A 13,159-nucleotide genomic window follows, 5' to 3' on the forward strand; every position below is an offset into this window, starting at 1 on the left:
CGAAAGGACCTACCCCTCATGACTTCCACCTCCCTCGGCACCAGCAACCTCGTCGCCGTCGAACCCGGCGCCATCCGCGAGGACACCCCACCCGGTTCGGTGATCCAGTACAGCGACTACGAACTCGACACCTCGAGCCCCTTCGCAGGCGGCGTGGCGTGGATCGAAGGCGAATACATGCCCGCCGAGGACGCGAAGATCTCCATCTTCGACACCGGCTTCGGCCACTCCGACCTGACCTACACCGTCGCCCACGTGTGGCACGGCAACGTCTTTCGGCTCGGCGACCACCTGGACCGCCTCCTCGACGGCGCACGCAAGCTGCGCCTGGACGCCGGCATGACCAAGGACGAACTAGCCGACATCACCAAGCGGTGCATCGCAATGTCCCAGCTGCGCGAGTCGTTCGTGAACCTGACCGTGACGCGCGGGTACGGACGGCGCAAGGGCGAGAAGGACCTGAGCAAGCTGACCCACCAGGTCTACATCTACGCGATCCCGTACCTGTGGGCGTTCCCGCCCGCCGAGCAGATCTTCGGCACCACCGCGATCGTGCCGCGGCACGTGCGCCGCGCCGGCCGCAACACCGTCGACCCGACGATCAAGAACTACCAGTGGGGCGACCTGACCGCGGCCAGCTTCGAGGCCAAGGACCGCGGCGCGCGTACCGCGATCCTGCTCGACTCCGACAGCTGCGTCGCCGAGGGTCCGGGCTTCAACGTCTGCATCGTCAAGGACGGCAAGCTGGCGTCCCCGTCACGAAATGCGTTGCCGGGCATCACCCGCAAGACGGTCTTCGAGATCGCCGACGCCATGGGCATCGAGGCCACGCTGCGCGACGTCACCAGCCACGAGCTGTACGACGCCGACGAGATCATGGCCGTCACCACCGCCGGCGGCGTCACGCCGATCAACTCGCTCGACGGCGAGCCGATCGGCAACGGCGAGCCGGGCCCCATGACGGTGGCGATCCGCGACCGGTTCTGGGCGCTGATGGACGAGCCGGGCCCCCTGATCGAGGCGATCGACTACTGACCCGACGCGATTCGTGGAGCATTTCCTGCGCTCACCGCAGGAGATGTTCCACGAATCGGCGGTGGTGTTTGCAGCCCCGGTCGCCGGGTACCGCCCGCGGCGTCCAATCAGACACCGTCATAGGAGGAACACCATGGCAACAGGCGAAACCGGGTTCGACGACGTGACGTTCGATCTCATCTCGGTCCAGTACCACTCACTCAAGGCGGGCCACGACTACGGGCAGTACGTGCGCGACGCGCGCAACGCCGGCCTCGACGACGTGGCATCGTTCTTCGAGGAGGTCATGTCCCAGGACTCGGAGCGGGCAGCGCGCTGCCACCAATTCCTAGGGCAGCTACAAAGTTCCGACGCATAGGGACCCGCAACCCCCTAGGCCGGGGGGTTGATCAGTGCGACGGCGCTGCGCACCGCCTCCTCGGTGACGTCGGCGAGGGGTCGGTCGTGTTCGACGGTGTGGGCCGCCAGTTCCCGGAGGCCACCGATCAGCAGCACCGCTCTGGCATGCGGGATCCGGCTGATGCCGACGGCCCTCAATTCCTCGGTGTCGCTGAGGGTTTGGACCAATCGCACGAACTGGTCCATGGCATCGCGTTGGAGTGACCGCGCAGGAAGGCCCAGGGCAGGAACGTCGCGGATCCAGCTGAGGGTGAGGTGCCTGCGGCGTTCGGCCCAGTCGAACCACGTCTCGACCGCCTGTCGAACTTGGTGCTGCCAGGGCGTCGCCGGGTCGACCGCCGCTGCGACCGCCGCGAGGTTGGCGTCGTTGGTCTCCGACAGCAGCGCGACCAGGCACGCCTCACGGCCGTCGAACGCGGCGTAGAACTTCGACTTCGACGTCCGCGCCCGCCGCACTACGTCGGCCACCATCGTGTTCGCGTAACCGACTTCCGCGATTGACTCCGCCATCGCCTCGAGGATGCGGCGCCGGTAGACCTCCGGCCCACGTTCGTCGGATCGTCCGGATACCGCTGCAGTCACTCCCGAGACCTTTCTGCCAGGTCTGATGGTAGATCCGGCTTGAACCACTCGTCGCACCATCTCCGCGGGGACGACGACGGAATCGTGGACCGAGACTCTGGTACACCAGCGTACTAAAACTAGTACACTCACGTACCAAAGGAGGTTCCACATGGCTCAGCCCACCACCGACCCCGTCCGCTTGCCGCCCGGGCCGACGCTGCCGCGAATCGTCCAGGGCGCAGCGATGCTGATCGACAGGCCCCGCGCCCTCGACTACGCGCGCCGGCGCCACGGCCCGGTGTTCAGTGCTTCACTACCGCTGTTCGGCGACACCGTCATCCTCAGCGACCCGGATCTGATCAAGGAAGTGTTCACCGCCGGTGATCTCGTCGAGACGATCACCAACCTCGGCGACGTCATCGGCCCGGGGTCGACCTTCAGTCTCAACGGCGCGCCACATCTCGCCCGGCGCAAACTGCTCGTGCCGCCCCTGCACGGCAAGCGCATGCAGGAATACGAGAACATCATCGAGGAGGAAGTGCGTCGCGAGTTGTCCTCGTGGCCGGAGGCAACACCTTTCGCCACGCTTCCGTCGATGATGCGCATCACGCTGAATGCGATTCTGCGCGCAGTGTTCGGCGCCGAAGGACCTGAACTGGCAGCCCTGCGCGAACTGCTTCCCCCGGCGGTGCTGCTCGCGTCCCGGCTCACCGTCATGCCTGCCGCCCTGCGCCGCGACTACGGGCGATGGACTCCGTGGGGGCGCTTGGAGCGGATGCGACGCGAATGCGACGAGCTGATCGGCACCCTCATCCGCCGCGCCAGAACCTCACCGGATCTCGACGAACGCACCGACGTGCTGGCGATGCTGGTCGCCGCAAGGGACGACACCGGTCGACCGATTCCCGACGACCACCTCATCGACGAACTGCAGACACTGCTGGCCGCCGGCCACGAGACGACGGCCACCACCCTGGCGTGGGCCGTCGAGCGGCTTCGCCGCCACCCCGACGTGTTGGCCGAGCTGGTCGCCGAGGTCGACGCGGGCGGTTCGGATCTCCTGCAGGCCACGGTCTGGGAAGTGCAACGCAGCCGACCGGTGATTCCGGGAGTCCTGCGCGTGACGACGCGCCGCACCCGGTTGGGTGAATGGGTCCTGCCCGCGGGGCACAGCGTGATCGCCAGCATCGCCCTCTCCCACGCCTCCCCTGACAACTACGCCGAACCGCGGCGCTTCGACCCCACCCGCTTCCTCGATGCGAAACCTGACACCAGCACGTGGATTCCGTACGGGGGCGGTGTCCGTCGTTGTGTCGGCGCAGCTTTCGCCAACACCGAAATGCTGATCACGTTGCGAGAGATGTTGCGCACCTTCACCCTCGAACCCACGTCGGAGCCCGACGAACGACCACGGTCCCGAGGCATCGCCAACGCCCCGGCAGCCGGGGCGATCGCCGTCGTCCACCGACGCGGTGACGAACACGGCCGATGACGCGTCCCTGGTTCGCCGACCTCGAACCCACTGAGCGTCGGGGACTTTCCAACCACTCCGTGCTGCCTCACCGCGCGCAAGCGCTCGCGGAGTCGTTGGGACCCGGCCCCGCGGGCTGGGCCGTCGAACTGGGTGCGTCGATGGCGGCGAACATCATCGCTGCGATCCCCGAGTTGGCGGTGGACGGCGTCGCCGACGAGGTCGCCAAGGGTTGCGAGGCCGTAGCCCTTGGCGCTCTGGCCGCGATCGCGTTCGACGACCAGGTGGTCCTCGCGGAGATGCCCGAAATACTGGGAGGACCCATGGAAGTGGTGGCGCGCGGCATCGGCATCGAGCACATGCTGCGCAGCATCCACGTCGCCCACGGCACCGCCACCGGCGTGCTGCTCGACGCCGCCGAACGAGTCGTGCCCCCGTCCCGGCGCTTCGACGAGATGAGACGCATCAACGACGCACTGTTCGGCATCGTGAGCGTCCTGACCGAACGGATGGCCGACGAGTACGCGCGCGCACACGACGCGTGGCTGACCAGCTCGGTGGCGCTGCGCGCCGAGATCGTCGAGGACCTGCTGCATGGCACCGCCGTGCCCATGGACCGGGCCACCCGGATCCTGGGTTACGACCTGAGCCGCAGGCACCTGGCAGTGATCGTCTGGACCGCGACGACCACGCCCGCCGAACCCGTGCACTTGAGAACCGCGGCGTCCGATGCCCTCGCCGCCGCCGGGTGCACCTCGACGCTGGTGCTTCCGGTGGGAGCCCACCGGGTGTGGGCCTGGGGTTCTCGGACGTCGAGCCCACCGGAACCGGTCGACGGCGCGACGCCACCGGCCCCGGGCGTCCGCATCGCGATCGGAACGGCGGGTTCCGGTGTCGAGGGGTTCCGGCACAGTCATCATCAGGCGGCCGAGGCGGCGCGCATCGGCACCATGTCGACGCGTGACGTGTGGTCGTTCCGCTATGACGATCTCGACATCGTCGCGATGTTGAGCACCGACTTGCCCGCCGCCCGCGAGTTCGTCGCACGCGAACTCGGAGACCTGGCCGGCAGCACGGAATCCGTGACCGCCGTGCGCCACACGCTGAAGCGCTACCTCGACCACGACAGGAGCTTGGCCGGAGCCGCCGTCGATCTCCACGTCGCGCGCAACACCGTCGCCTACCGCGTGCAGCGCGCCGAACGACTTCGTGGTCGACCGGCGACGGTTCGCCGCCTGCAGCTGCACGCCGCCCTCGTCCTCGCCGAAGAACTCGGTGACGCGGTTCTGCGATCGCCCGACGTCTCGGTTGGACCCGATGCCAAGTAAGTAGCGCCGAAACTGGACTGAGGACCAGGACCGGGACGGTCGCCACACAGTTGACTGAGGCACTGAGCCGGTCGAACGACCGGCAGACGTGGAGTAGTCGATGGTCGTCCACCTCGTCAGATACGAGCACAACGAGCGAACGTCGTGGGGCGTCCTCGCCGGTGACCTCATCTCGCCTCTCGACGGCGAATATCCCCGCACCGCCGACCTCATCGAGCACGGCCGAGCCGACTGGATCGCTGCGGCAGCGCGCGCCGGTGACGTCTCGGCGGCCGATGTCCAGTTGCTCTCACCGGTCACCACTGCCTGCCGGGTGATGTGTCAGGGCGCCAACTACCGCCAACATGCCATCGAGTCCGGGATGAACCCCGACGCACGTGCGTTCAACCTGTTCTTCGACAAGACGGATGCCTCCGTCACCGGCCCCCGAGATCCGGTCACCCGTCCGGCCCACGTCACCCTGCTGGACTACGAGATCGAGCTGGCCCTGGTCCTGCGCGGGACGGTGACCGAGCCGACGACGGTCACCAACGAAAATCTGCACGAGTACGTCTTCGGCGTGACGATCGGCAACGACCTCTCGGCGCGAGACGTCCAGTTGCCACAGGGCCAGTTCCTCAAGGGCAAGAGTTACCGCGGCTTCTGCCCACTGGGGCCCGTGCTGGCGGTGCTCGAACCCGACGACGTACGCCTGCTCGACGACCTCGAACTCCGCTTGGAGGTCAACGGGTCACTGCGGCAGACCGACAGCACCGCGAACATGCTCTACAAGCCTGCCGAAACGCTGACCGAGCTGAGCGAATTCTGCAACTGGGACCCCGGTGACGTCCTGCTGACCGGGACCCCGCACGGCATCGTGGCGGGTTCGCCCCCGGCGTTCGTCCGTCGACTGGCCACGGCGCTGCTCCCCGAGGACAAGCTGTGGGCAGCCTTCGTGAAGCTCAACCAGCGCAAGCCCTATCTGCAGCCCGGTGACGTCGTCACCGCCTCCATCCGACATGCCGCCGGGACTCTCGACCTGGGCACCCAGCGGAACACCATCGTCGCCGCGAACCCCTGAGAGGAGAGCACAGCCATGAGTGCTACACCCAGTCCCCTACAACCGCCCGATTCGAACGACGCCGAGACCACGACAGCACCCAACCTCGACGACCTCCCCGATCGCCTCGTACCCGACTTCATCGCCCACTGGGTGGTCAAGACTGCGCGCAGCGACGAGATGATCGACTGGTACGGGCACGTCTTCGGTGCCCGCGTCGTACACGAGGACAGCCAGATCGCCTTCCTCACCTGGGACCACGAAAGCCACCGGCTGGCGTTGGTGAAGCTTCCAGCGCCCCTCCGGCACGTCTTTCCGCTGGCGCGCTGGCGGCGAAAGACCTACGGCATCGACCATCTCGCCTTCACGTTCACCTCGATCGAGAGATTGCTGCTGACCTACGAACGGCTCAAGCAGGTGGGCATCACCCCGGTGTGGTCCATCAACCACGGACCGACGACGAGTTTGTACTACGAAGACCCGGAGGGCATTCGGCTGGAATTCCAGACGGAGAACTTCCCCACCGCCCAGCAGACCGCGGAGTACTTCAACAGCGCCGAGTTCGACGACAACCCGATCGGCATCGACATCGATCCCGACTATCTGCTCGAACGGCTTCGCGCCGGCACCGACCGCGATCAGCTGCTCAAGCGCGGCGCCGGAACCCGCCCCGGGACCAAACCCCGATCGAACAAGCGGGCCATCACATGGAAGACGTTGTGAGGCATGCTCACTGAATCAACGATGATCGTCGGCGCCGGTGCCTCGGGATCCACACTGGCCCTGTTGCTGGCTCGTTACGGCATCCCGAGCACCGTCATCGAGGAACGCCTGAACACTCGAGTCCATCCGGCCGCGCACGTGATCAACGCCCGGACCCTCGAGATCTGGAACCAGGCCTCTCCTACCCTGGGACGTGCGCTGGAATCGATCACCCCGCCCATCGACACCGTCAACGTCATCCGCTGGTGCACCGACGTGCGGTCAGACCCCATCGGCGAGATCGACCTGTTGTCGCAACCGGAGCGGCTCGCCGAAGTGCGCACGCACAGTTCCCATCTCATCTCCCACATCGGTCAGCATCTGCTCATGCCGGTGCTGTGGAAGGAGTTGGAGGACGAGCCCCTGATCGACTTCCGGCGGGGCTGGCGTGCCGATCTCGACGGCGAGAAGTTGGCACTGCGGTCGGCGGGCGGCGAGACGACCGTCGTCTCGCCGCGGTTCGTCATCGCCGCAGACGGGGCGAACAGCCGTTTGCGCGACGCTGCGGGCATCACGATGACCGGGCCGGTACTGGCGAACATGGGCAGCGTGTTCTTCCACGCACCCGATCTCCATTCGGATGGGGCTTGCCGACCCCTGCTCAGCTGGATCTACCATCCGCGGTTCAGTGGGGTCATGATCGCCCATGCCGATGACGACTACGTGCTGATGACGCCGTATCTGCATGCCGCTCAGTCGATTGCGGCTGACAGCCGACGCTACTGGAATGGCATTCTCCCGCAGGTGATCGGGTCCGCCGACTACCGCATTCGGTCGACCGGAACCTGGACCATGACCAAGCAGATCGCCGATGGGTTCCGCCAGGGGCCGCTGCTACTCGTCGGGGATGCAGCGCACCGATTCCCCCACACCGGCGGCTTCGGTCTCAACAGCGGCGTGCAGGACGCCCACAACGTCGCCTGGAAGCTAGCGGCCATCGTGCAGGACGGGGCATCCGATTCCCTGCTGGACACCTACGAGGCCGAGAGGCGGCCCGTCGTCACGCGGTTCGCCGAGCAGAGCACCCACAACCACTTCACGCTCGACGAGGTCACGAGGCCGTTGGGCATCACCAACCGCTCACTGCACCAGGCCACCGAGATGATGGGCAAGCTGCCCCTGGACTGGGTGCCCGACCCGGTGATCGCCCGAGTCGCGGACGCATTGACCATCGCTCAGACGTCGCGGACGAGGCGTCTGCTTCGCAAGGGCGCCCGCAGCAGGCGTTTGCGAGAACGGATGGCCTGCGCCATCCCTGGGCAGGAAGAGCACTTCGTGGCCAGCGGCTTGGAGTTCGGCTACGGCTACGCCAGCCGGCTCATCGACACCTCGGAGGGCCGTTGCCCAGAGGGCGACGTCGCCCTGTATCAACCCACCACCCACCCTGGCGCTCGCCTGCCGCACGCGATCATTCGGGGCGAGGACGCCTCTGGTTCGTCGACGCACGATGCGATCGCGCGCAGGGGACTCACCGTGTTCACCGCCGATCCGCACGGCTGGACCGCGGCGATCACGCGCACGCCGATGCCGGTTCCGCTGACGGTGGTACCCCTGGCCCGCGACGACGATCAACCCGTCATCGACGTGTTCGAGGTCGGCGACGAGGGTGCCGTCGTGGTGCGACCCGATGGCCACGTCGTATGGCGCACCACCAACGGCCCATCGGCGGTCGACCGTCTGCGCACATTCATCGAACACTGCTGGAAGGATGTCTATCCGCATGCGAGCGCCGACGCCAGCCCACACATCGCCTAGCCAGAAGGACGCGTGACACCCGTGACGGTTCCCCACCCCTCGTCGCCCGCTGGGGCTGGTGAACATCCGGCGACCGGCTCGGATCTCGATCTGATCGCGTCCCGCGTACTGTGGCTGTCGGCCGCAATGGTGCACCATGCCAACCGGATTCGCGTCAATCCCAGCGGTATGAAGGTCGGCGGTCACCAGGCATCGTCGGCATCGATGGTGGGCATCATGACGTCGTTGTACTTCGACCAGCTTCAGGCCGGGGACAGAGTGTCGGTGAAACCCCACGCCTCTCCGGTGTTGCACGGCATCAACTACCTGCTCGGCTACCTCGACGAGCGCTACATGACGACTCTGCGGGAGTTCGGCGGTCTGCAGAGCTACCCGAGTCGCACCAAGGACCCCGATCCCGTCGACTACTCCACGGGATCGGTGGGCATCGGGGCAACCGCCCCGATCTGGGCGAGCTTCGCACGTCGCTACGTGGACACCGCCTTCGGACGGACCGGAGCCGGACGTCAGTACTCCCTGGTCGGTGACGCCGAACTGGACGAAGGCGCCGTCTGGGAAGCGGTGATGGACCCCACGGTGCAAGAACTGGGTGAAGTCGTCTGGATCGTCGACATGAACCGGCAGTCTCTGGACCGCGTCGTTCCCCACATCGCCTCGGGGCGGCTGCAGGACATGTTCGCGGCGGCCGGATGGCAGGTGCTGACGGTGAAGTTCGGCAAGGTGCTCGAGGAGCTGTTCACCCGTCCCGGCGGGGACGCGCTGCGCACCCGAATCGTGACGATGCCCAACCCCGAATATCAACGACTGCTGCGCTGTTCCGCCGAGGACCTGCGCTCGCGGCTACCGGGTGACGGCGAGGACGCAGACGGTGTGGCGGCAGTGATCGCCGACCTCGACGACGCAACGCTTCTGCAAGCGATCGGCAATCTCGGCGGCCACGACATCGCCACGCTGCAGGAGGCGTACGGGCAGATCGACGACACCCGCCCCACGGTGATCCTCGCCTACACGATCAAGGGTTACGGCCTACCGACCCAGGGCCATCCGCAGAACCACTCCTCACTGTTGACCGACGAGCAATTCGTCCAGCTGGCCGAGACGCTCGGCGAGGACCCGCAGCAGCCGTTCCAACGGTTCGATCCGCAGTCCCCACCCGGCCGGCTCTGTCTGCAGGTCGCCGAGCGGCTGCGCCGAGACGACGTTCGCCTCTCCGAACCGCCACGGGTTCCCACCGACATCGGACGCACCCCGCCCGCGGTGTCCAACACCCAGAGTGCACTCGGACGCACACTGCTCGACCTGTCCAGGGACGCACCCGATGTCGCGAAGCGCGTGGTCACCGTGAGCCCCGACGTCAGCTCCAGCACGAACCTGGCGGGATGGCTGAACAAGGTGGGTGTGTGGTCGCCGTCGGAGCGGCCCGACTGGTTCGCCGACGACCGAGACACGCTGATGCACTGGCGCGAACATCCAACCGGTCAGCACATGGAACTCGGCATCGCCGAGGTCAACCTCGTCGGGCTGCTCGGCGAACTGGGCGCCACCTGGAGTCGTTGGGGCCAGCCGCTGTTCCCGATCGGCGTGCTCTACGACCCGTTCGTCGAGCGTGCGCTGGAACCGTGGTCCTTCGGGATCTACGCCGGCGGGCAGTCGATCCTGGTGGGCACCCCGTCCGGGGTCACTCTGTCCGCCGAAGGCGGTGCGCATCAATCGATCAAGACGCCGTCCATCGGACTCGAGCAGCCCGGTTGCATCAGTTACGAGCCGGCATTCGCCGCCGAGGTCGAATGGATTCTGCTGCACTGCATCAGCCGACTGGGCCGCCCCGACGGCACGTCGTCCTATCTCCGGCTGTCGACGCGGCCGGTACGGCAGGAACTGGCCCGCGTCCCGTCCGATGCCGCCGCTCGGGAACGCCGCCGTCGACACGTGCTCGCCGGCGCGTACACACTGCAGTCGGCCACCAAGCCCGCGGTGTGCATCGTGGCGATGGGCGCACTGGTCACCGAAGCCGTCCTGGCGGCGGACCGGCTCGCCGACATGGGTGTCGAGGCCGAGGTCGTCTGCGTGACGAGCCCGGACCTGCTCTACCGCGCCGTGCAGAGCCGGGACGGGCTCGCCGAAGCCCCGTCGTGGATCATCGATCAGGTCTTCCCCGCCGATCGCGCCGCGCCGATGGTCACCGTGCTCGACGGGCACCCCCACACCCTCACCTTTCTGGCGACCGTCAACCGGGTCCGGTGTAAGTCGTTGGGGGTCAACGCCTTCGGACAGGTGGGTGACCTCGATTCGGTGTACCGCCACCACGGCATCGACACCGACGGCATCGTGCGGGCAGCGCTCGACGTCTGCAGCTAGCCGGCCATCGGCACGGCGACGGCAGCCCGCAACGGTCGGACTCGAGTCCAATCCGCAGTGGGGAATTTGGTCTCGCAGTCCAGGACACCACGTGCCGGCGAGCGGTTTCATGAGTCGATGACCGACGATCACCGCGACATGCAGGCGACGCACTGTCCGCATTCGTCCAGTGCCCCAGCCGAAGTGTCCGCCGCGCCGCGGCTGGTCTCGACACGACCGGTGCCCGTCTACGACGAGGACCTCTACTCCCCCGCGGCGATTGCCGACCCCCATCCACACTATGCGGCGATGCGGGCGCTGGGACCGGTGGTGTGGTTGAGCAAACACCGGATGTACGCCGCTCCGAGGTTCGAGTCTGCGCGCGCCGCCCTTGCCGACGACGAGACGTTCCGGTCGGGGGATGCCGTGGCCATCACCCGGCTGGCGCAGCTCACCGGCCGCAAGACGACCATAGTGTGCGACGGCGAGGCCCATCTGGCGCGGCGCAAGCTGGTCACGTCACGTCTGACGCCCCGCGCGCTCAGGTCCCTCAAGCCCGACGTCGAAGCGATGGCCGTGGAAATCGTCGACGGCGCCGTGCGCAAGGGCCGCATCGACGCGGTTGCCGACATGGCTCTGGCGATGCCGTTGACCGTCGTTCCCGACATGATGGGCTGGCCGCAGCACGCACGCGGTCACCTATTGCCCTGGGGCGTGGCGGCATTCGACTACGCCGGCCCGGCGAACCGGTTGTTCCTGCGATCACTGCCCGGCGTCATCGCGATGCGACTGTTCGTCGCACGGCTGGTGCGCACACGCGAGGTAATGCCCGGCGGTATCGCCGCCGAATTGCTCGAGGCCGTCGACTCCGGTGCGTTGACGAAGTCGCAGTGCGCGCTGCTGCTCATCGACGTGCTGGCTCCCTCCATCGACACCACCGCAAGCATCATCGCCGCCGCCGTTCAACTGTTCGCCGATCATCCCGAGCAGTTCGAGGAACTGCGCCGCGACCGCCGGCTGATGCCGAACGCGGTCAACGAGGTGGTACGGCACGCTTCCCCGTTGCGCGCCTTCACCCGTCGCGTGCACCACGCGACCGAACTGGCCACACACACCATTCCGGGCGGTTCGCAGCTCCTCGTGCTCTTCGCCTCGGCCAACCGCGATGAGACGGTGTTTCCCGAACCCGACGAATTCGACATTCACCGCGACACCACCGGCCAGTTGGGTTTCGGCTACGGAACCCATACCTGCGGCGGCCAGGGCTTGGCCCGGATGGAGACCGCCGCCATCCTGTCCGCCCTGCTCGATCGCGTCGAGCGCATCCGCCGCATCGGCACCGGACGCAGGGCCATCAACAACGTCATATACCGCTGGGAGTCACTGCCGGTGGAACTCACCCCTCGCCGATCCGCGGCCACCGAGTCTCGAGAACAGGAGTGCTGATCATGCACGTAGACGTCGACTGGGATCGGTGCGAAGGCCACGCTCTGTGCGTCGAGCGTGCCCCGGAGATGTTCGATCTCGACGACGACGGAAACCTCACCTTCACCCACGAGGACGAACCCGTCCCGAGCCACCTGCACGAGCAGGCTTCGGCAGCGGCTACGGCGTGCCCCGTTGCCGCCCTGCGCATACGGGATTGACCACGAGTCCCCGACGACGTCTCGGGTCACCGTAATCTGCCTACATGAGTGACGAGCCGGCGATCACGCCACCCGGTTGGCTGTCGGCGGCAGTGCAGACCTACCTCAGGGTGTACCACCGGCACGAGGTTCGCATCGACGCTCCGGTACCCGATGGACCCGTGTTGTTCGTCTGCAATCACGGCTTCGGTGGGGTGATCGATCTGAACGTCGCGGCCTTCGTCGCAGCACGGCAGGCCGCGGGGGTCACGCGGCCCGTGACCGCGATGGTGCATCAGATCGCGTGGACGCTCGGCGCCGGCTCACTGGTCGAACGACTCGGCGGCGCCCCTGGCAGCCGCGCAGCCGCCGACGAGGCTCTGGCGGCCGGCCACGACGTCCTCGTCTTCCCAGGAGGCGACGTGGACGCCGGCAAGTCGTGGCGCCACCGCAACAGGATTACGTTCCACGGCTCGGGATTCGCTCGGTTGGCCCAGGACCACGGGGTTCCGATGGTGCCGGTCGTGACGGCAGGCGCCGGTGAGTCGCTTCTGGTCCTCAATGACGGCCAGTCAACCGCACGGGCGCTCCGGTTGCCGAAGTTGTTGCGAATCAAGTCACTTCCAGTCAGCGTCTCGATTCCCTGGGGCCTGAACCTCGGGGTGGTCGGCCTCGTGCCGTATCTGCCACTGCCCACGAAACTCGTCACCGCGGTCATGCCGGGGATGGTGTCGCAGGACCACGAATCCGACAAAGACCTCGCCGAGCGCGTCCGAGACGCCATGCAGACTCGCATCGACGCCCTGACCGCCGGTCGCACACCCGTCATCGGCTGATCGAGCGC

General features: G+C 67.1%; 12 protein-coding genes. 11 read left to right on the forward strand and 1 reads right to left on the reverse strand.

The window, feature by feature from the left end:
* Window positions 1–18 precede the first annotated feature (18 nt).
* Together G6N61_RS16685 and G6N61_RS16690 are read left to right on the forward strand one after the other, a co-directional pair.
* A complete protein-coding gene (locus tag G6N61_RS16685; RefSeq protein ID WP_163919514.1) occupies window positions 19–1,035 on the forward strand; it encodes an aminotransferase class IV in 1,017 nt (338 codons plus the stop codon).
* A 133-nt stretch (window positions 1,036–1,168) separates the two neighbouring features.
* The gene (locus G6N61_RS16690) at window positions 1,169–1,393 is read left to right on the forward strand and encodes an acyl carrier protein (protein WP_163919515.1); all 225 of its coding nucleotides are present in this window, start codon (window positions 1,169–1,171) and stop codon (window positions 1,391–1,393) included.
* A 14-nt stretch (window positions 1,394–1,407) separates the two neighbouring features.
* Here G6N61_RS16690 and G6N61_RS16695 read toward each other — a convergent pair whose 3' ends face one another.
* On the reverse strand, window positions 1,408–2,016 hold the full coding sequence (locus G6N61_RS16695; protein WP_235887150.1) for a TetR/AcrR family transcriptional regulator: 609 nt from the start codon (window positions 2,014–2,016) through the stop codon (window positions 1,408–1,410).
* A 151-nt stretch (window positions 2,017–2,167) separates the two neighbouring features.
* On the opposite strand from G6N61_RS16695, the gene G6N61_RS16700 reads away from it, so the two are divergent.
* The 9 genes from G6N61_RS16700 (at window position 2,168) to G6N61_RS16740 (ending at window position 13,151) form a co-directional block, all read left to right on the forward strand.
* Entirely contained in the window at window positions 2,168–3,490 is a 1,323-nt protein-coding gene (locus G6N61_RS16700) for a cytochrome P450 (RefSeq protein ID WP_163919517.1), read from the forward strand.
* The gene (locus tag G6N61_RS16705; protein ID WP_163919518.1) at window positions 3,487–4,797 is read left to right on the forward strand and encodes a PucR family transcriptional regulator; all 1,311 of its coding nucleotides are present in this window, start codon (window positions 3,487–3,489) and stop codon (window positions 4,795–4,797) included. Before G6N61_RS16700 ends, G6N61_RS16705 begins: the two co-directional genes overlap by 4 nt.
* 100 nt (window positions 4,798–4,897) lie before the next feature.
* Window positions 4,898–5,857 (forward strand): fumarylacetoacetate hydrolase family protein, encoded by a 960-nt coding sequence (locus G6N61_RS16710; RefSeq protein WP_163919519.1) that lies wholly within the window; start codon window positions 4,898–4,900, stop codon window positions 5,855–5,857.
* 15 nt (window positions 5,858–5,872) lie between these two features.
* A complete protein-coding gene (locus tag G6N61_RS16715; protein ID WP_163919520.1) occupies window positions 5,873–6,559 on the forward strand; it encodes a VOC family protein in 687 nt (228 codons plus the stop codon).
* Window positions 6,560–6,562: 3 nt separating this feature from the next.
* The gene (locus tag G6N61_RS16720; protein WP_163919521.1) at window positions 6,563–8,353 is read left to right on the forward strand and encodes an FAD-dependent monooxygenase; all 1,791 of its coding nucleotides are present in this window, start codon (window positions 6,563–6,565) and stop codon (window positions 8,351–8,353) included.
* Window positions 8,354–8,443: 90 nt separating this feature from the next.
* Entirely contained in the window at window positions 8,444–10,711 is a 2,268-nt protein-coding gene (locus tag G6N61_RS16725) for a thiamine pyrophosphate-binding protein (protein ID WP_235887646.1), read from the forward strand.
* Window positions 10,712–10,828: 117 nt separating this feature from the next.
* Window positions 10,829–12,136: a cytochrome P450 gene (locus G6N61_RS16730; protein ID WP_235887151.1), complete on the forward strand. Its 1,308-nt coding sequence runs from the start codon at window positions 10,829–10,831 to the stop codon at window positions 12,134–12,136.
* Between the two features lie 2 nt (window positions 12,137–12,138).
* Window positions 12,139–12,336, forward strand: a complete 198-nt coding sequence (locus G6N61_RS16735; protein ID WP_163919522.1) for a ferredoxin — start codon at window positions 12,139–12,141, stop codon at window positions 12,334–12,336.
* A 44-nt stretch (window positions 12,337–12,380) separates the two neighbouring features.
* The gene (locus tag G6N61_RS16740) at window positions 12,381–13,151 is read left to right on the forward strand and encodes a 1-acyl-sn-glycerol-3-phosphate acyltransferase (protein ID WP_163919523.1); all 771 of its coding nucleotides are present in this window, start codon (window positions 12,381–12,383) and stop codon (window positions 13,149–13,151) included.
* Window positions 13,152–13,159: the final 8 nt, after the last annotated feature.

This window comes from Mycolicibacterium arabiense, from assembly GCF_010731815.2.
GTDB lineage: Bacteria > Actinomycetota > Actinomycetes > Mycobacteriales > Mycobacteriaceae > Mycobacterium > Mycobacterium arabiense.

Coding starts and splice junctions, on each gene's coding strand:
- G6N61_RS16685 (WP_163919514.1), top strand. CDS start 19: ATGACTTCCACCTCCCTCGGCACCAGCAACCTCGTCGCCGTCGAACCC.
- G6N61_RS16690 (WP_163919515.1), top strand. CDS start 1,169: ATGGCAACAGGCGAAACCGGGTTCGACGACGTGACGTTCGATCTCATC.
- G6N61_RS16700 (WP_163919517.1), top strand. CDS start 2,168: ATGGCTCAGCCCACCACCGACCCCGTCCGCTTGCCGCCCGGGCCGACG.
- G6N61_RS16705 (WP_163919518.1), top strand. CDS start 3,487: ATGACGCGTCCCTGGTTCGCCGACCTCGAACCCACTGAGCGTCGGGGA.
- G6N61_RS16710 (WP_163919519.1), top strand. CDS start 4,898: ATGGTCGTCCACCTCGTCAGATACGAGCACAACGAGCGAACGTCGTGG.
- G6N61_RS16715 (WP_163919520.1), top strand. CDS start 5,873: ATGAGTGCTACACCCAGTCCCCTACAACCGCCCGATTCGAACGACGCC.
- G6N61_RS16720 (WP_163919521.1), top strand. CDS start 6,563: ATGCTCACTGAATCAACGATGATCGTCGGCGCCGGTGCCTCGGGATCC.
- G6N61_RS16730 (WP_235887151.1), top strand. CDS start 10,829: ATGACCGACGATCACCGCGACATGCAGGCGACGCACTGTCCGCATTCG.
- G6N61_RS16735 (WP_163919522.1), top strand. CDS start 12,139: ATGCACGTAGACGTCGACTGGGATCGGTGCGAAGGCCACGCTCTGTGC.
- G6N61_RS16740 (WP_163919523.1), top strand. CDS start 12,381: ATGAGTGACGAGCCGGCGATCACGCCACCCGGTTGGCTGTCGGCGGCA.